Origin of the sequence: Saccharothrix sp., assembly GCF_031180885.1 — a bacterium.
In the GTDB taxonomy this organism is placed as follows: Bacteria; Actinomycetota; Actinomycetes; order Mycobacteriales; family Pseudonocardiaceae; genus Actinosynnema.
The window spans coordinates 1-16,810 of sequence record NZ_JAPSLK010000071.1; the positions used below are offsets into that span (position 1 = coordinate 1).

Below are 16,810 nucleotides of genomic sequence, written 5' to 3' on the forward strand. Positions count from 1 at the left end.
ATAGTGTTTCGGTGGTCATAGCGGTTGGGGAACACCCGGTCCCATTCCGAACCCGGTAGTTAAGCCTTCCAGCGCCGATGGTACTGCACTCGTGAGGGTGTGGGAGAGTAGGACGCCGCCGAACATTTTTTCCCTGAAAGGGCTTGTGGTTGGGGGCACACGGAGATGTGCTCGAATCACAAGCCCTTTCGGCGTGTCCACAGCAGTAGAAGGAGTTCAGGTGTCGAGGTTCGGTGACCGTGCCGATCGGCCGGAGGGCGACCGTCAGCGCGGCCAGGGAGACCGACAGCGCCGATCCGATGGTGGCCGCGCCGGGGGAGATCGCAGGCAGGGTAGTGGCGGTCGCGACTCGCGCGGTGGCGAGCGCACCGGCGGCTACCAGCGGCGCGACGACCGGTCGGGTTACGACAAGTCCCGCGGTGGCTACGGCCGGGACCGCGACGACCGGGGCGGCAACCGCGACCGGGGCGAGCGCGGCGGCTACAGCCGTGGGGACCGGACCGAGCGGAACGACCGGGGTGAGCGCGGCGGTTATGGCCGTGATGAGCGCTCCGGCGGCTTCCGCGGCGGCGACCGGCGTGAGTTCCGGCCTCGTGACGATCGCGGTGGTGAGCGTCGTGAGTTCCGGCCGCGCGATGACCGGGGTGGTGAGCGTCGTGAGTTCCGGCCGCGCGATGACCGGGGTGGTGAGCGTCGTGAGTTCCGGCCGCGCGATGACCGGGGTGGTGAGCGTCGTGAGTTCCGGCCCCGTGATGACCGGGGTGGTGAGCGTCGTGAGTTCCGGCCCCGTGACGATCGCGGTGGGGACCGGCGTGAGTTCCAGCCTCGGGATGACCGTGGTAAGTACCAGCGGCGTGACGACCGGGGCGGCTACCAGCGGCGGGATGACCGGGGTGGCGAACGGCGGGAGTTCCGGCCGCGTGACGACCGTGGTGGGTACCAGCGCCGGGATGACCGCGGTGGGTTCCAGCGTCGTGACGACCGGGGTGGCGAACGGCGGGAGTTCCGGCCGCGCGATGACCGTGGTGGGTACCAGGGCCGGGATGACCGTGGTGGCTACCAGCGCCGCGATGAGCGTGGTGGGTTCGAGCGGCGTGACGACCGGGGCGGTTACCAGCGGCGTGATGACCGTGGTGGCGACCGGGGCGGTTACCAGCGGCGCGAGGAGCGCGGCGGTGAGCGTCGTGAGTTCCGGCCGCGTGACGACCGGGGTGGTTACCAGCGGCGGGATGACAGTCGGGATGATCGGCGGGACGAGCGCAGTCGGGAGCGGGCTGCTCGGTTCCAGGAGCGGATCGCCCAGGTTGAGGAGTCGGCGGTTGAGGCCCCGGAGGTCGACGTCGAGGCCGAGGACGTCCGTGGTGTTGAGGCCCGGGCGGTTGAGGCGGACGTTGTCGGGGCGGACGTTGTCGGGGCGGTGAGTCCTGAGGCGGTCAGTGCCGAGGTGGTGCCGGCCGGTGAGGACGCCGAAGGTGAAGATGCTCAGGGTGTCGACGCCGTAGAGAGCGACGTTGCGGAAGAAGCCGTCGAGGAAGAGCGGCGGGATGAAGGCGGTCGCGGGCGGGCGCCTGAGTTGCCCGAGGACGCCGACATCTCGATCCTCGACCCCGAGGTGAAGCAGGAGCTCCGCGGGCTGCCCAAGGGGCTGGCCGAGATCGTCGGTCGGCACCTCGCGGCGGCGGGCATGCTCGTCGACAGCGAGCCCGAGCTGGCGCTGGAGCACGCTCGGTATGCGCGTACCAAGGCCGCCCGCGTTGGGGTGGTCCGGGAAGCCGCCGGGTTGACCGCTTACCACGCCGGCGAGTGGGCTGAGGCGCTCTCCGAGCTGCGGGCTGCTCGGCGGATGTCGCACGGGGCCGGGCACGTCGCCGTCATGGCCGACTGCGAGCGGGCACTCGGGCGGCCGGAGCGGGCCATCGAGCTGGCGCGTGAGGCGCAGAGCTTGAAGCTCGACCCAGAAGAGGCCGTGGAGCTGCGGATCGTGGCGGCCGGCGCGCGGCGGGACATGGGTCAGCTGGACGCGGCCGTGGTCGCGCTCCAGGGCGACGACCTCGACGCCAAGCGGCGGGACCCGTGGAGCGCGCGGCTGTTCTACGCCTACGCCGACAACCTGGCGGCGGCAGGTCGTACCGAAGAAGCCATCCGCTGGTTCCTCAACGCGGCCCAAGCCGACGACGACAATGAGACCGACGCTGCCGAGCGGGCGTTCGAACTGGGCCCGCAGGACTGACCGAGGAGCAACCTGTGCCGTCCGACGCCCTGCTGAACCGCTACGACGCTCTTCTGCTGGACCTGGACGGCACCGTCTACCGGGGTCGTGAAGCCGTGCCCGGCGCGGTGGAGGCCGTTGCCTCCGCCCGCCGGCACGGCGTGGGCATCAGGTTCGTCACCAACAACGCCTCGCGCTCGCCGCGCGAGGTCGCCGACCACCTCACCGAACTCGGCTTCAACGCCGCGCTCGACGAGGTCAGCACCAGCGCCCAGGCGGGCGCCGAAATGCTGTCGGACCTGGTTCCCGAAGGCGCGACCGTGCTCGTCCTGGGCACGGACGCGTTGGTCGAGGAAGTCCGGATCAGGGGATTCGTGCCGACCCGCGAGGCGCACGGGGCGCTGGCCGTGGTCCAGGGGCTTTCACCCGACCTGAGCTGGCGGGACCTCGCGGAGGCCGCCGTCGCCATCCGGGCCGGCGCGCACTGGGTGGCGTGCAACGTCGACGCCACCCTGCCGACCGAGCGCGGTCTGCTGCCCGGCAACGGGTCGCTGGTCGCCGCCGTCCGCACGGCGACCGGGCAGGAGCCGCTGGTGGCGGGCAAGCCCGCGACACCGCTGCTGGAGCAGGCCGCGAAGTCCCTGGGCGCGGAACGACCGCTGGTGGTCGGCGACCGGCTGGACACCGACATCCTGGGCGCGGTGCACGCGGGCATGGACTCGCTGCTGGTGCTCACCGGGGTGTCCACCGCGCAGGACGTCGAGGCCCTGCCGGAGGAGCTTCGGCCCACCTACGTCGCGGCGGACCTCACGGTGCTCGATCGGCTACCGTGAAAGCGTGAGCTTCGAGGTTCCCCTCCCCGGCCCGCCGCGTGATCCGGTGGCCGGGATCGACGACGCGCTGGCCGGTCTCGACGGACTGGAGCAGTTGGACGTCGCCGAGCACGTGGCGCGGTTCGACGACGCGCACGCGGCTCTTACCGCCGCGCTCTCCAGCATCGACAAGGTGTGATCCGGTGCCGCGCAGGGCTCGGCTGGACGCCGAACTGGTCCGCCGCGGGCTGGCCCGGTCCCGGGAGCACGCGGGCCGGCTGGTCGCCGAAGGGCGGGTGACGGTCCGCGGCACGGTCGCGACGAAACCCGCCACCGCCGTCGAACTGGACACCGCCCTGGTGGTGCGCGAGGGCGACGACCCGAACTGGGCGTCGCGCGGCGCGCACAAGCTGGTCGGGGCGCTGGACGCGTTCCCCGCGATCAAGGTCGACGGGCGTCGCTGCCTGGACGCGGGCGCGTCCACTGGTGGTTTCACCGACGTGCTGCTGCGCGCCGGGGCTCGTCAGGTCGTCGCGGCCGACGTCGGGCGGGGTCTGCTGGACTGGAAGCTCCAGACCGACGACCGGGTCGTGGTCAAGGACAAGACGAACGTGCGGTCCCTTCGGCCCGAAGACATCGGCGGCACGGTTGAACTCGTCGTGGCCGATCTTTCGTTCATCTCGTTGAGGCTGGTGCTGCCCGCGCTGGCCGCGTGCCTCGACGAGGAGGGCGATCTGCTGCCGATGGTGAAACCGCAGTTCGAGGTGGGCAAGGAGCGGCTGGGCTCGGGCGGGGTCGTGCGCGATCCCGGTTTGCGGGCCGAGGCCGTGTTGGAGGTCGTGGCCGCGGCGGCCGAGCTGGGCCTGCGCCTGCACGGCGTGACCGCGAGCCCCCTGCCCGGCCCGTCGGGCAACGTGGAGTACTTCGCCTGGCTGCGCCGAGGCGAACCCCTGGACGCGGACTCCGCCGCCGCGCTCGTGCGAACCGCCGTAGCGGGAGGACCGCAGTGACGAGGGAGATCCTGCTCGTCGTCCACACCGGACGGCTCAGCAACGTGTCCGTGGCGCAGGAGGTGGCCCGCCGGTTCGCCGAGGCGGGCGTGCGGCTGCGCGTGCTCAAGGACGAGGCGCCCGAGCTCGACCCGTCCTGCTACACCCAGGTCGTCGCGGCCGACGACTCCGCCGCCGAGGGTACCGAGCTGGTGTTCGTGCTGGGCGGTGACGGCACGCTGCTGCGCGCGGCGGAGCTGGCGCGGGCCTGCGGGGTGCCGGTGCTCGGGGTGAACCTGGGCCGGGTCGGGTTCCTGGCCGAGGCGGACTACGACGCGCTGTCCGAGGCCGTGTCGCGGGTCATCCACCGGTCGTACGAGGTGGAGGAGCGGATGACGGTGGACATCACCGCGTCCGTGGACGGCCGGGTGATCGAGTCGACGTGGGCGTTGAACGAGGCCAGCGTCGAGAAGAGCTCGCGGGAACGCATCCTGGACGTGGTGGTCGAGGTCGACGGCCGGCCGGTGTCCGCGTTCGGGTGTGACGGCGTGCTGGTGGCGACGCCCACCGGGTCCACCGCGTACGCGTTCTCGGCCGGTGGGCCGGTGGTGTGGCCGGACGTGCAGGCGCTGCTGGTGGTGCCGTCCAACGCGCACGCGTTGTTCGCGCGGCCCCTGGTGGTGTCGCCGGCGTCGGTGGTGGCGCTGGAGGTCGACGCCGGCGGCCACCCGGCGGTGCTGTGCGCGGACGGGCGGCGGACGGTGGAGCTGCCGCCGGGCGCGCGGGTCGAGGTGGTCGGCGGGAAGACGCCGTTGCGGCTGGTCCGGCTGCGCGAAGGGCCGTTCACCGACCGGCTGGTGGAGAAGTTCTCGCTGCCGGTCCAGGGGTGGCGGGGGCCGTCGGCCTGAGCCGGGCGTTTAGAACACTTGTTCGCCCGACACTCCCACCCGAACGCCCATGGCCGGGTCGTCGCCCAGTAGTGTTCGCGCTGTGCTGGCCGAGATGCGCATCCAGGGCCTCGGTGTGATCGACGAGGCCACCCTTGAACTCGACGCGGGCTTCACCGTGGTGACCGGTGAGACCGGTGCGGGCAAGACGATGGTCGTCACCGGGCTCCACCTGCTCGGTGGTGGCCGGGCCGAGGCGTCGCGCGTGCGCAACGGCGCGGACAAGGCGGTCGTCGAGGGGCGTTTCATGGCGCCCGCCGGCAGTCCCGCCGCGAAGGTCGCCGAGGAGGTCGGCGGCGAGCCCGACGACGACGGGTCGGTGATCGCCGTGCGGACCGTCGGGGCCGACGGGCGGTCCCGGGCCCATCTGGGTGGGCGGTCCGTGCCGGTCGGGGTGTTGTCCGAGCTGGCCGAGCAGCTGCTGGCGGTGCACGGGCAGAACGACCAGCTGCGGCTGTTGCGGCCCACCGAGCAGCGCGCGGTGCTGGACCGGTTCGCCGGGGACGACGTCGGCGCGCCGTTGAAGAAGTACCAGGCCATCCGCGAGGAGTGGCTGCGGGTCGCCGCGGAGCTGACCGAGCGGACCGAGAAGGCCCGCGAGCTGGCGCGCGAGGCGGACCTGCTGCGGCACGGGTTGGCGGAGATCAACGCGGTCGCGCCGCAGGCCGGTGAAGACGTCGAACTGCACGACGAGGCGCGGCGGTTGGCCGACGCGGACCAGCTGCGGGAGGCCGCGACCGGCGCCCAGTACGCGGTGAGCGGGTCGCCCGAGGGTGATCCGGACATCCCGGGCGCGCTCGGGTTGATCGGGGAGGCCCGGCGGCGGTTGTCGACGTCGGAGGACCCCAAGCTGCGGGACCTGGAGCCGCGGCTGGTCGAGGCGGAGACGCTGCTGGCCGACGTGGGCGCGGAGATCGCCGGGTACCTGGAGCACCTGGACGCCGACCCGGCGCGGCTGGAGCAGGTGCTGGCGCGGCAGGCCGAGCTGAAGTCGCTGACCCGGAAGTACGCGGCCGACGTCGACGGCGTGATCGCGTGGGCGACGGACGCGGCGGCGCGGTTGGCCGGGTTGGACACCTCCGACGAGGCGTTGGCGGCGTTGGCGGCGCGGCGGGACGAGCTGGCGGTCGAGCTGGCCGGGTACGCGCAGCAGGTGACCGCCGAGCGGATCGCCGCGGCGGAGGAGCTGGGCAAGGCGGTGTCGGAGGAGCTGACCGGGCTCGCCATGCCGCACGCGAACGTCGAGGTCGCGGTGCGGCCCCGGGTGGCCGAGGCCGGGGACCCGCAGGCGTTGAACGTCGGTGGTCAGGTCCTGCACGCGGGCGCGTCCGGGGTGGACGACGTGGAGCTGCGGTTGATCTCGCACCCCGGCGCGCCGGCGCTGCCCGTGCACAAGGGCGCGTCCGGCGGTGAGCTGTCCCGGGTGATGCTCGCGCTGGAGGTCGTGCTGTCGCACTCGGACCCGGTGCCGACGCTGGTGTTCGACGAGGTGGACGCCGGGGTCGGCGGGCGCGCGGCGGTCGAGGTCGGGCGGCGGTTGGCGCGGTTGGCGCGCAGCCACCAGGTGATCGTGGTGACGCACCTGCCGCAGGTGGCGGCGTTCGCGGACCGGCACCTGGTGGTGGACAAGACCGCGGACGGCGTGCTGACGCGCAGCGGTGTGCGGGTGCTGGACGAATCGCAGCGCGTGGTCGAGTTGGCGCGCATGCTGGCCGGTATGGACTCGACGGACACCGGCCGCGCGCACGCGGAGGAACTGCTGGCGGCGGCGAAGGCCGACAAGGAGAGCGTCCCGGTGGTGCGGCGGAAGAAGCGGAAGTGAGCCGCCGCGACATCGGCGTCGCACTGCTGTTCGTGGCCGGGGCTGTCGCCGCGGTCGCGACCTTCCTGCCGTTGTGCTTCGTGGGGACCGAGCTGGGTGGCGGTACCTGGTTCGGGTTCACCATGACGAGTTGGGCGATCACCAGCGAGCCCGCAGACCTGTCCTGGTTGGGCGGGTCGGCGCAGTACGGGGTGCCGATCGTGATCTCGGCGGTGCTGCTGCTGGTCGCGGTGGCGTTGGCGTTCCTGCCCGAGCCGCAGCGGCAGGCGGGGCGGTACGCGGCGGTCGCGGCGACGGCGTTGCTCGCGGGGTCGGTGTGGACGACGGCGATGGCGGTCGTCGCGTGGCTGACGCCGCCGGCTTCGGACGAGCGGACCTTGGTGGAGTACGAGAGCGGGCCGGGGCTGTGGGTGCTGCTGGCGTCGGTGCTGGTGGCGGTGGTGGGGACGGTGCTCCTGCTGCGCAGGCCGGTGGTGGTGGCGGAGGGGCCGGTGGTCCACGTGCTCGTGGACACGGACACGCCGCCGATGGGGATACAGGTGGCGGTGCTGCCCGAGCTGCCGGAGGACAGGAAGTCGTGAACCGGCGGGTGGTGGGGGTGGTCGCGCTGGTCGCGGCTGCGCCGTTGGCGGTGGTGGCGACTTTCCTGCCGCTGTACGAGCAGGTGTGGCGGTTCAACCTGGGTGACCGGATGGACCTGAGGCACACGTCGTGGGCGGTGCACACGTCGAACGGGAGCGTGTTCGGGCGGGAGGCGCTGTACGGGGTGCCGGTGGTGGCGGCGGTGGCGCTGCTGGTGGTCGGCGCGGTGTTCGTGCGGGCGATGTGGGGGCGGCTGGTCGCGTTCGGCGGGGCGTTGATGCTGGTGGGCGCGGCGTGGGCGGTGGGCCAGCTCGCGCTGGCGACCTGGCGGGCGGGGCAGCCGGTCGTGGAGGGGTTGACCATCGACACCGAGGCGGGATTGGCGGTGCCGGTGTACGGGGTGGCTTGCGTGTTGGCGGTGGCGGGCGGGCTGCTCGTGCAGGAGTGGCCGGTGCGCGGGGTGGAGCCGGCGGGGGCCGTGGTGTACCGGGTGGACGAGGACGACCGCACGCCGCCGTTCGGGCTGGCGTTGCCTCCGGCCCCCGATGCCATTGTCCCACCGGGGTACGACAGTGCTGGGCACGGCGGGTTGGGGAGCGGCAGTTCTGGACATGACGATCCGGGTGGCGCGGCGTATTCGGGTGGCTTGGGCGGCTCAGCTGGGTCGGGTGGCGCAAGTGGGTTCGGCGGGTCGGCTGGGTTGGGCGGTGTGGGTGGCTCTGGCGGTTTGGGGGACGGGGGCTCGGGTGGTTCGGGTGGGGCGGGCGGCGTGAAGGGGGAGCGGTGAGCGGGCGGGTGGTGGGGGCGGTCGCGTTGGGGGTTGGCGCGGTGCTCGCGGTGTGCGGGTCGTTGTTGGAGCTGTACCGGATCGAGTTCGGGTTCGAGCCCGGGCGGACCGACCGGCAGGTGTTCACCGGGTGGCAGTCGAGCTTCGACTTCACCGGCATGGCGCAGCCGGAGAACATGCCCGGCCTGGGGTGGGGGTACCCGATCGTGGCCGCGGCGGCGCTGGCGGTCGTGAGTGTGGTGCTGTTGTTCCGGTCGCCGCTGCTCGGCGCGGTCGGGCGGGTCCTCGCGGTGCTGGCCGGTGGGCTGCTGATCGGGACCACGTGCTCGGCGTTCCTGACGTTGGAACGGCTGCTCGGCCCCACCGCGGTGGCGTACGGGACGACGACCGTCGGCGCGGGTCTGTGGGTGCTCGTGCTGGCGTGCCTGGCGGTCGCGGCGGGCGCGGTGCTGGTGCAGGAGTGGCCGCGGCGGCAGCCCAAGCCCGCCGGGCCCGCCGTGTACCGGGTGGACGGTGACGACGAGGACACCCCGCCGTTCGGCATCCCGATCCCCACCGATGAGATCGACGTGGACGGCAAAGGGGAATCCCCCGAGCGGGGGTAATCCGTCCACTGTGGAACAGTGAGCTTCCTGACCAGCCCGGATCGCCTCGGCGTGTTGGTCCGGCCGGCGCGCTGACGTGAGTCACCATCGGTTCATGAAGCTCTCCGGGTTGCTCAGCCGCGCGAACCACGACCTGCCGGGTGTCACGGGCGTCGCCCGCGTCGCCCGGCGGTCCGGTGACCTGCTGCGGCGGCTGAGTCCGGGTGACATCGCCGTCCTCGACCACGTCGACCTCGACCGGCGCACCGCCGAGGCGCTGGTCACCGCGGAGGTCGCGGGCGTGGTCAACGCGTCCCCGTCGATCTCCGGCCGGTTCCCCAACCTCGGGCCCGAACTGCTGCTGGAGGCGGGCATCCCGCTGGTCGACGGCGTCGGCACGGGCGTGCTGCGCGAGCTGAAGGACGGGACGAAGCTGCGCCTGCACGACGGCGCGGTCTACGTCGGCGAGCGGGAGGTCGCGCGCGGCGTCGAGCAGAGCGCCGAGTCCGTCGCGGACGCGATGATCGAGGCCAAGGCCGGGATGGCGGCCCAGTTGGAGGCGTTCTCCGCGAACACCATCGAGTTCCTGCGCCGCGAACGCGCCCTGATCCTGGACGGGATCGGCGTGCCCGAGGTGTACGTGCCGATCCGCGACCGGCAGGTGCTGGTGGTCGCCGGCGGTCCCCGGCACGCCGAGGAACTGCGGAAGCTGCGCAAGTACATCCGCGAGTACCGGCCGGTGCTGGTCGGCGTGGACGCCGGCGCGGACACCCTGCACGACGCCGGGTACAAGCCGGACATCATCGTCGGCGACCCGGACGGCATCGGCACCGGGACGCTGCGCGCCGGCTCCGAGGTCGTGGTGCCCGCCCAGACCGACGGCCACGCGCCCGGCCTGGAGCGCATCCAGGACCTGGGCATCGGCGCGGTGACCTTCCCCGCGTCCGGCAACGCCGAGGACCTGGCGCTGCTGCTGGCCGAGGCGCACGGCGCGAGCCTGGTGGTGACCGTCGGGTTGCAGGCCGGGTTGCGCGAGTTCCTCGACCGCGGTCACTCCGGGTCCAACCCGTCGACCTTCCTGACCCGGCTCAAGTTGGGCAGCAAGCTCGTCGACGGCGCGGCGGTCGCCACCCTGCACCGCAGCCGGGTGTCGCTGGGCGTGATGGTGCTGCTGGTGCTGGCCGCGGTCGTCGCGATGGCGGCGGCGCTCGCGGTGTCCGGGGTCGGTCAGGTGTACGTCGACGTGGCGGTGGACGGGTTCCGGTCCGTCGTCGACTGGGTCAAGGGGTTGTTCGGATGATCTCGATGCGCTACCACATCGTCTCCATCACCGCGGTGTTCCTGGCGCTGGCCGTGGGTGTCGTGCTGGGTTCGACCGCGATCAGCAGCCGGCTGCTGTCCGGGCTGACCGACGACAACTCGGCGCTGGGCAAGGAGGTCGCCGACCTCCAGACCGCGCGCAACGGGTTGAACGCCAGGCTCGCCGACGCCGACCGGTTCGCCACGACCGTGGGTCCGATGGCGGTGAAGGGCCTGCTCGCGGAGCGGACCGTGGTGCTGGTGACCACGTCCGACGCGCGGCCCGACGACCGGGACGCGCTGGCCGAGCTGCTGCGCGCCGCCGGGGCGTCGGTGACCGGGGAACTCCAGCTGACCGAGTCGTTCGTCGACCCGCGCAAGGCCGACCAGTTGCGCGACCTGGTGGCGCGGTTGCAGCCGGCCGGGACGCAGCTGCCCGCGGGGTCGGACCCGGGGACGCGGGCGGGCGGGCTGCTGGGCGCGTTGCTGCTGCTGAACAAGGAGACCAACCAGCCGCAGGCCACGCCGGACGAGACGGCGGCGGCGCTGGCGGGGCTGTCGACGGCCGGTTTCGTCAAGCCGGGGGCGGGGTTGCGGCCCGCGCAGCTCGCGGTGGTGCTGACCGGCGGGGCCTTCGCCGGTGACTCGGCGGGTGACCGGGCGGCGACCATCGCGCGGTTCGCGACCCAGCTCGACCGCTCGGGGGCGGGGACGGTGCTCGCGGGCGGCGAGGGGTCGGCGAACGGGAGCGGGCCGGTGGGGGTGGTGCGGGCGGACACGGCGGCGACGTCGGCGGTGTCGACCGTGGACAACGTCGGGTCGGCGGCCGGGCGGGTGGTGGCGGTGTTGGCGCTGCGGGAGCAGTTGGAGGGCAAGGCCGGGCGGTACGGGGTGGCGGGCAACGCCGAGGCCCCGGCTCCCGGCGCGGTGGGCTGAGGCGCGGTGGGCTGAGGCGCGGTCCGGCGGCGCGGTGGCTGAGGCGCGGTGGGCTTGGCTTCGGCGTGGCCGGCTTGGCGAGGGCGCGCTGGAGTTGGCTGGGCGCGGCAGGCGGTGCGGTGCGGCAGGCGGTGCGGTGCGGCAGGCGGTGCGGCAGTGGTTTCGGCGGGTGTGCGCGGTTCGCGGCGTGGCCTCCGGCCCCCGGTTCCATTGTCCCACGGGGTACCGACAGCGGGCGGTGGTGTGGCTTGGCGGGGTCGGGTTCGGGGGTCCGGCGGGGCGTGGCACGGGTCGGTGAACTGGTCGTGAACGGGCTAGGCCATCCGAGTGATGTCCGGGGGTACCGCCGGCGCGCTGGGTGACCGTCGCCGTGTTAGCGTTAGGGCCCGTGGACAGGGCCGGTCGCCCTGCGGAACTTCAGACCACGGGGAGCCTCCTTGGTGCTTCAGGCACGTACGACCAAGCACGTTTTCGTCACCGGGGGCGTGGCCTCCTCCCTGGGCAAGGGACTCACCGCCTCCAGCCTCGGCCAGCTCCTCACGGCCCGCGGCCTGCGGGTGACCATGCAGAAGCTGGACCCGTACCTCAACGTCGACCCCGGCACGATGAACCCGTTCCAGCACGGCGAGGTGTTCGTCACCGAGGACGGCGCGGAGACCGACCTCGACATCGGCCACTACGAGCGGTTCCTGTCGCGGGACCTGTCCGGGGACGCCAACGTCACCACCGGCCAGGTGTACTCCGAGGTCATCGCCAAGGAGCGGCGCGGCGAGTACCTCGGCGACACCGTCCAGGTCATCCCGCACATCACCGACGAGATCAAGCGGCGCATCCGGGCGATGGCCGAGCCGGGGCCCGACGGGGTGGCCCCCGACGTGGTGATCACCGAGGTGGGTGGCACGGTCGGCGACATCGAGTCGCTGCCGTTCCTGGAGGCCTGCCGGCAGGTCCGCCACGACGTCGGCCGGGACAACGTGTTCTTCCTGCACGTCTCGCTGGTGCCCTACCTGGCCCCGTCCGGTGAGCTGAAGACCAAGCCGACGCAGCACTCCGTCGCCGCGCTGCGCAACATCGGCATCCAGCCCGACGCGATCGTGTGCCGGGCCGACCGGGAGATCCCGGACGCGTTGAAGCGCAAGATCGGCCTCATGTGCGACGTCGACACCGATGCCGTCGTGGCGGCCGTGGACGCGCCGTCGATCTACGACATCCCCAAGGTGCTGCACGGCGAGGGACTCGACGCGTACGTGGTGCGCCGGCTCGGGCTGCCGTTCCGCGACGTCGACTGGACGGTGTGGGGCGACCTGCTCGACCGGGTACACAACCCGGCGGAGAAGGTCCGGATCGGCCTGGTCGGCAAGTACGTCGACCTGCCCGACGCCTACCTGTCGGTCACCGAGGCGCTGCGCGCGGGCGGGTTCGCGCACCGGGCCAAGGTCGAGGTCGTGTGGGTGCCCTCCGACGAGTGCCAGACGCCCTCGGGCGCGGCGCACGCGCTCGGCGGCCTGGACGCGATCCTCATCCCGGGCGGCTTCGGCGTGCGCGGCATCGAGGGCAAGATCGGCGCGATCACCCACGCCCGGACCCGCGGCATCCCGCTGCTGGGCCTGTGCCTGGGCTTGCAGTGCATGGTCATCGAGGCCGCGCGCAACCTCGCGGGCATCGAGGACGCCAACTCCTCGGAGTTCGAGGAGACCGGGTCGATGGTGATCAGCACCATGGCCGACCAGGAGGACGTGGTCGCCGGGCAGCGCGACATGGGCGGCACCATGCGGCTGGGCGCGTACCCGGCCAAGCTGGTGCCGGGCTCGCAGGTGGCGCTGGCGTACGGGGCGACCGAGGTGTCCGAGCGGCACCGGCACCGGTACGAGGTCAACAACGCGTTCCGGGACAAGCTGGGCAAGGCGGGCCTCGTGTTCTCCGGGACCTCGCCGGACGGCCGGCTGGTGGAGTTCGTCGAGCTGCCGGCGGACGTGCACCCGTTCTTCGTGGCGACCCAGGCGCACCCGGAGCTGAAGTCCCGGCCGACCAAGCCGCACCCGCTGTTCGCGGCGTTCGTGAAGGCGGCCCTGGACTACCGGCTGGCCGACCGGCTGCCGCTGCCGTCGGGCGCGGGGGCGGCGAAGTGACCGACCGGCACGAGTTCTCCGTGGTGTCCTCGCGGGACGTGCACATCGGCCGGGTGGTCGGGCTGCGCGTGGACGAGGTCGTCATGCCGGGTGGCGGGACGGCGTCGCGCGAGGTCGTGGAGCACCTGGGCGCGGTGGCGGTGGCGGCGGTGTCCGAGGACGGCCTGGTGACGCTGATCCACCAGTACCGGCACCCGTTGGGCAAGCGGATCTGGGAGCTGCCCGCCGGATTGCTGGACTCCGGTGCCGAGGAGCCTCTGGAGGCGGCTCGGCGGGAGCTGGTGGAGGAGGTCGGGCTGACGGCGTCGTCGTGGGTGACGCTGGTCGACGTCGCGGCTTCGCCCGGGTTCACCGACGAGGTGGTGCGGGTGTTCCTGGCGCAGGGGTTGTCTTCGGTCGACCGGGAGCACATGGGCGAGGAGGAGGCGGACCTGGAGGTCCACCGGTTCCCGCTGGACCAGGCGGTCGAGATGGCGCTGGCCGGGGAGATCGTGAACGGGGCGGCGGTGGCCGGGTTGCTGGCGGCGCAGGCGGTGCTGGCGGGGCGGGCTCATCCGCGGCCGGCTGATGCGCCGTTCGAGGACCGGCCGACGCGGTTCGCCGCGCGCTTGGACTGAGGTCGTGCCCCGACCGGGACAGCCGGTCGGGGCACAATGGCGTTCATGGGTGTGCGGGGGCCGGTGGCCGTGGCGGTGGGGGCGGCGGTGGCGGCCGGGGCGATGTTCTTCGTGGACCCCAACCAGCCGGGGTCGATCTGGCCGCCGTGCCCGTTGTTCGCCTTGACCGGCATCCAGTGCCCCGCCTGCGGGTCTACGCGGATGGTGCATGCGTTGTTGCATGGCGATTTGGCCTCGGCGTGGCAGCTCAACGCGGTGATGTTGGTGGCTGGGTTGCCGTTGTTGGCCTGGCTGTGGGTGCGGTGGTTCCGGGCGGCTCGGCGGGGCCAGGAGGTGCCGCCGGTGTCCGGGAAGGTCGGGGTGCCGGTGGTGGCGGTGGCCGTTACGTGGATGTTGGTTCGAAACCTGGTCGCGTAGCGGCCGACCTGGTGACGTGAGCGGCCGAGCTAGTCGCGTAGCTTGCGGCCCTGGGCGTCGGTGCCGCCGTTGACCAGCAGGATGATGCCGTCGATCAGCGACCAGATGCCGCAGCCGCCGCACGTCAGCAGCTGGGCGATGCCGATGCCGGTGTCGCCGATGTAGAACCGGCCGATGCCGAACGGCAGCGCCAGCTGCAGCACGCCGGCCGCGATGCGGGACTTGTCCGACAGGGGCTGGCCGGTCAGCGGGTCGACGCCGTACGGGGCCGCGGGGCTGGGGCCGTAGTAGCCGGGCTGGCCGTAGCCGGGCACCGCGTAACCGGGCTGGGTGAAGCCGGGTGGCGGGGTGGCGTAGTCGGTCGGCGGCGCGTAGTAGGTCTGCGGCGGCGGGAGGAAGTCCGGGTGGGGTTGCGGCAGGTCGTGGAACAGGGCCGCCAGCTCGCCCGCGGTCTGCGCGGCGGTCGCGAAGCCGACGCGCTGCTCGTACTCGCCGATCTCCAGGCGGCCCTCGGCGAAGTGGTCGTTGAGCGCGCTGATGGCCGCCTCGCGCTGCTGGTTGCCGATGCGGACCTGGTGGGGTTCGGACACGGACCAACGCTAACAGCCCAAGACCGTTGATCCAGCCGGAACGCGCCGGCCGACCTACGCTGACCAGGTGCTGGTCGGAGTACCCCGTGAGCTGAAGAACCACGAGTACCGGGTGGCGATCACCCCGGCGGGCGTGGTCGAGCTGGTGCGGCGGGGGCACCAGGTGCTGGTCGAGGCGGGTGCCGGGGAGGGCAGCGCCATCCCGGACGCCGAGTTCGCGGCGGCCGGCGCGCGGACCGTGCCGCAGGCCGACGACCTGTGGGGCGAGGCGGAACTGGTGCTCAAGGTCAAGGAACCGGTGCCCGACGAGTTCCACCGGATGCGGCCCGGCCAGACCCTGTTCACCTACCTGCACCTCGCCGCCAACGCCGAGTGCACCCGGGCCATCGTCGCCGCCGGCATCGACGCCATCGCCTACGAGACCGTCCAACTCCCCGACGGGTCGCTGCCGCTGCTGGCCCCGATGAGCGAGGTCGCCGGCCGGATGGCGGTCCAGGTCGGCGCGAACTGCCTGGAGCGCACCCAGGGTGGCCGGGGCGTGCTGCTCGGCGGCGTTCCCGGCACGCCGGCGGGCAAGGTGGTGGTGATCGGCGCGGGGGTCGCCGGGATGAACGCCGCCGCCATCGCGCTGGGCATGCAGGCCGAGGTGATCGTGCTGGACACCAACGTCAACCGGCTGCGGCAGATCGACTTCACCTACCGCGGCCACCTCCAGACCGTCGCCTCGAACGCGTACGAGGTCGAGAAGGCGTGCCGGTGGGCGGACCTGGTGATCGGGGCGGTGCTCGTGCCGGGCGCGAAGGCGCCGACGCTGGTCAGCAACCACCTCGTGTCGACCATGCGGACCGGGTCGGTGCTCGTGGACATCGCCATCGACCAGGGCGGCTGCTTCGCCGACTCCCGGCCGACCACGCACGACGACCCGACCTTCCGCGTGCACGACTCGACCTTCTACTGCGTGGCCAACATGCCGGGAGCCGTGCCGCACACCTCGACGTGGGCGCTCACGAACGTCACACTCCCGTACGTGACCGCCCTGGCGGACAAGGGGTTCCGGCAGGCCGTCGGGGACGACCCGGCGCTGGCGAAGGGGGTGAACGCGGTGCGCGGCACGGTCGTGCAGGCCGAGGTGGCCAAGGCGCACGGGCTGCCCCACGTCCCGCTGGCCCAGTTGTGAGGGACGTGGTCACGGCGTTCCTCGACCACCTCGCCGTGGAACGGGGCACGTCCCGCAACACCCTCGACTCCTACGGCCGCGACCTGCGCCGGTACGCCGAGCACCTGGAGCGCGAGTCGGTCGGTGACCTGGAGGCGGTGACCTCTGGCCACATCACGGCGTTCGCCGGCGCGCTGCGCGAGGAAGGGCTGGCGGAGTCGTCCGTGGCGCGTGCCCTGGTGACCGTGCGCGGCCTGCACCGCTTCGCCCACCGCGAAGGCATCGCCACGCACGACCCGGCCCGGGACGTCCACCCGCCGACCCCGCCGCGCCGGCTGCCCAAGGCACTGCCGGTGGACGACGTGCTGCGCCTGATGGACACCCCGGCCAGCCTGCGCGACAAGGCCCTGCTGGAGCTGCTGTACTCGACCGGCGCCCGGATCTCCGAGGTCGTGGGCCTGGACGTGGACGACGTGGACACCGCGGAGCGCACGGTCCTGCTCGACGGCAAGGGCGGGAAGCAGCGCCTGGTGCCGGTGGGGCGGCCGGCGTTGGCGGCGCTGGAGGCGTACCTGGTCCGGATGCGGCCGTCGCTGGTCAAACGGGGCACACCCGCGCTGTTCCTCAACGCGCGCGGCGGCCGGCTGTCCCGGCAGACCGCGTGGCAGGTCCTGAAGACCGCGGCCGAACGCGCCGGGATCAAGGCCGAGGTGTCCCCGCACACCCTGCGGCACTCCTTCGCCACCCACCTGCTGGAGGGCGGCGCGGACGTGCGGGTCGTGCAGGAACTCCTGGGCCACGCCAGCGTGACCACCACCCAGGTGTACACGCTGGTCACGGTGAACACCCTGCGCGAGGTCTACGCGACCGCCCACCCCCGAGCGACGGGTGGAACATGAGACGTGCACGGGTAGTGTTGTCCGACCCCGACCAA

General features: G+C 72.8%; 18 protein-coding genes and 1 rRNA gene. 18 read left to right on the plus strand and 1 reads right to left on the minus strand.

Features of this window, described 5'->3' with window-relative positions; all coding sequences use genetic code 11:
* The first annotated feature begins 7 nt into the window (after positions 1 to 7).
* The 16 genes from rrf (at position 8) to RIN75_RS39530 (ending at position 14,130) form a co-directional block, all read left to right on the plus strand.
* A 5S ribosomal RNA gene (gene rrf, locus RIN75_RS39455) occupies positions 8 to 124 on the plus strand.
* A 109-nt stretch (positions 125 to 233) separates the two neighbouring features.
* Positions 234 to 1,421 carry a hypothetical protein gene (locus RIN75_RS39460; protein ID WP_309117220.1) on the plus strand — a complete coding sequence of 396 codons (1,188 nt, stop codon included), beginning with the start codon at positions 234 to 236 and terminating at the stop codon, positions 1,419 to 1,421.
* A 26-nt stretch (positions 1,422 to 1,447) separates the two neighbouring features.
* Positions 1,448 to 2,230 carry a tetratricopeptide repeat protein gene (locus RIN75_RS39465; RefSeq protein WP_309117221.1) on the plus strand — a complete coding sequence of 261 codons (783 nt, stop codon included), beginning with the start codon at positions 1,448 to 1,450 and terminating at the stop codon, positions 2,228 to 2,230.
* 14 nt (positions 2,231 to 2,244) lie between these two features.
* Positions 2,245 to 3,042 carry an HAD-IIA family hydrolase gene (locus tag RIN75_RS39470; RefSeq protein WP_309117222.1) on the plus strand — a complete coding sequence of 266 codons (798 nt, stop codon included), beginning with the start codon at positions 2,245 to 2,247 and terminating at the stop codon, positions 3,040 to 3,042.
* A 4-nt stretch (positions 3,043 to 3,046) separates the two neighbouring features.
* A complete protein-coding gene (locus RIN75_RS39475; protein WP_309117223.1) occupies positions 3,047 to 3,220 on the plus strand; it encodes a hypothetical protein in 174 nt (57 codons plus the stop codon).
* A 4-nt stretch (positions 3,221 to 3,224) separates the two neighbouring features.
* Complete coding sequence (locus RIN75_RS39480) at positions 3,225 to 4,031, plus strand: TlyA family RNA methyltransferase (protein WP_309117224.1); 807 nt, start codon at positions 3,225 to 3,227, stop codon at positions 4,029 to 4,031.
* A complete protein-coding gene (locus RIN75_RS39485) occupies positions 4,028 to 4,918 on the plus strand; it encodes an NAD kinase (RefSeq protein WP_309117225.1) in 891 nt (296 codons plus the stop codon). The genes RIN75_RS39480 and RIN75_RS39485 overlap by 4 nt, the downstream gene beginning before the upstream one ends.
* A gap of 82 nt (positions 4,919 to 5,000) precedes the next feature.
* Positions 5,001 to 6,779, plus strand: a complete 1,779-nt coding sequence (recN, locus tag RIN75_RS39490; RefSeq protein ID WP_309117226.1) for a DNA repair protein RecN — start codon at positions 5,001 to 5,003, stop codon at positions 6,777 to 6,779.
* Positions 6,776 to 7,360, plus strand: coding sequence for a hypothetical protein (locus RIN75_RS39495; RefSeq protein WP_309117227.1), 585 nt, complete (start codon positions 6,776 to 6,778; stop codon positions 7,358 to 7,360). Before recN ends, RIN75_RS39495 begins: the two co-directional genes overlap by 4 nt.
* A complete protein-coding gene (locus tag RIN75_RS39500; protein WP_309117228.1) occupies positions 7,357 to 8,148 on the plus strand; it encodes a hypothetical protein in 792 nt (263 codons plus the stop codon). The genes RIN75_RS39495 and RIN75_RS39500 overlap by 4 nt, the downstream gene beginning before the upstream one ends.
* The gene (locus tag RIN75_RS39505; RefSeq protein WP_309117229.1) at positions 8,145 to 8,753 is read left to right on the plus strand and encodes a hypothetical protein; all 609 of its coding nucleotides are present in this window, start codon (positions 8,145 to 8,147) and stop codon (positions 8,751 to 8,753) included. The genes RIN75_RS39500 and RIN75_RS39505 overlap by 4 nt, the downstream gene beginning before the upstream one ends.
* A gap of 94 nt (positions 8,754 to 8,847) precedes the next feature.
* Positions 8,848 to 10,032 carry a putative cytokinetic ring protein SteA gene (steA, locus tag RIN75_RS39510; protein WP_309117230.1) on the plus strand — a complete coding sequence of 395 codons (1,185 nt, stop codon included), beginning with the start codon at positions 8,848 to 8,850 and terminating at the stop codon, positions 10,030 to 10,032.
* The gene (locus tag RIN75_RS39515; RefSeq protein WP_309117231.1) at positions 10,029 to 10,967 is read left to right on the plus strand and encodes a copper transporter; all 939 of its coding nucleotides are present in this window, start codon (positions 10,029 to 10,031) and stop codon (positions 10,965 to 10,967) included. Before steA ends, RIN75_RS39515 begins: the two co-directional genes overlap by 4 nt.
* A 437-nt stretch (positions 10,968 to 11,404) precedes the next feature.
* The gene (locus tag RIN75_RS39520) at positions 11,405 to 13,096 is read left to right on the plus strand and encodes a CTP synthase (RefSeq protein ID WP_309117232.1); all 1,692 of its coding nucleotides are present in this window, start codon (positions 11,405 to 11,407) and stop codon (positions 13,094 to 13,096) included.
* Positions 13,093 to 13,713 carry an NUDIX hydrolase gene (locus tag RIN75_RS39525; protein WP_309117233.1) on the plus strand — a complete coding sequence of 207 codons (621 nt, stop codon included), beginning with the start codon at positions 13,093 to 13,095 and terminating at the stop codon, positions 13,711 to 13,713. The genes RIN75_RS39520 and RIN75_RS39525 overlap by 4 nt, the downstream gene beginning before the upstream one ends.
* 45 nt (positions 13,714 to 13,758) lie before the next feature.
* Positions 13,759 to 14,130 (plus strand): DUF2752 domain-containing protein, encoded by a 372-nt coding sequence (locus RIN75_RS39530; RefSeq protein WP_309117234.1) that lies wholly within the window; start codon positions 13,759 to 13,761, stop codon positions 14,128 to 14,130.
* A gap of 29 nt (positions 14,131 to 14,159) precedes the next feature.
* Here the strand turns inward: RIN75_RS39530 and RIN75_RS39535 are convergent, their stop codons facing one another.
* Positions 14,160 to 14,720 (minus strand): DUF1707 domain-containing protein, encoded by a 561-nt coding sequence (locus RIN75_RS39535; RefSeq protein ID WP_309117235.1) that lies wholly within the window; start codon positions 14,718 to 14,720, stop codon positions 14,160 to 14,162.
* A 67-nt stretch (positions 14,721 to 14,787) separates the two neighbouring features.
* Between RIN75_RS39535 and ald the strand changes: the two genes are divergently transcribed.
* Both ald and xerD read left to right on the plus strand, forming a co-directional pair.
* Positions 14,788 to 15,897: an alanine dehydrogenase gene (ald, locus tag RIN75_RS39540; protein WP_309117236.1), complete on the plus strand. Its 1,110-nt coding sequence runs from the start codon at positions 14,788 to 14,790 to the stop codon at positions 15,895 to 15,897.
* Complete coding sequence (gene xerD, locus RIN75_RS39545) at positions 15,894 to 16,775, plus strand: site-specific tyrosine recombinase XerD (protein ID WP_309117237.1); 882 nt, start codon at positions 15,894 to 15,896, stop codon at positions 16,773 to 16,775. Before ald ends, xerD begins: the two co-directional genes overlap by 4 nt.
* Positions 16,776 to 16,810: the final 35 nt, after the last annotated feature.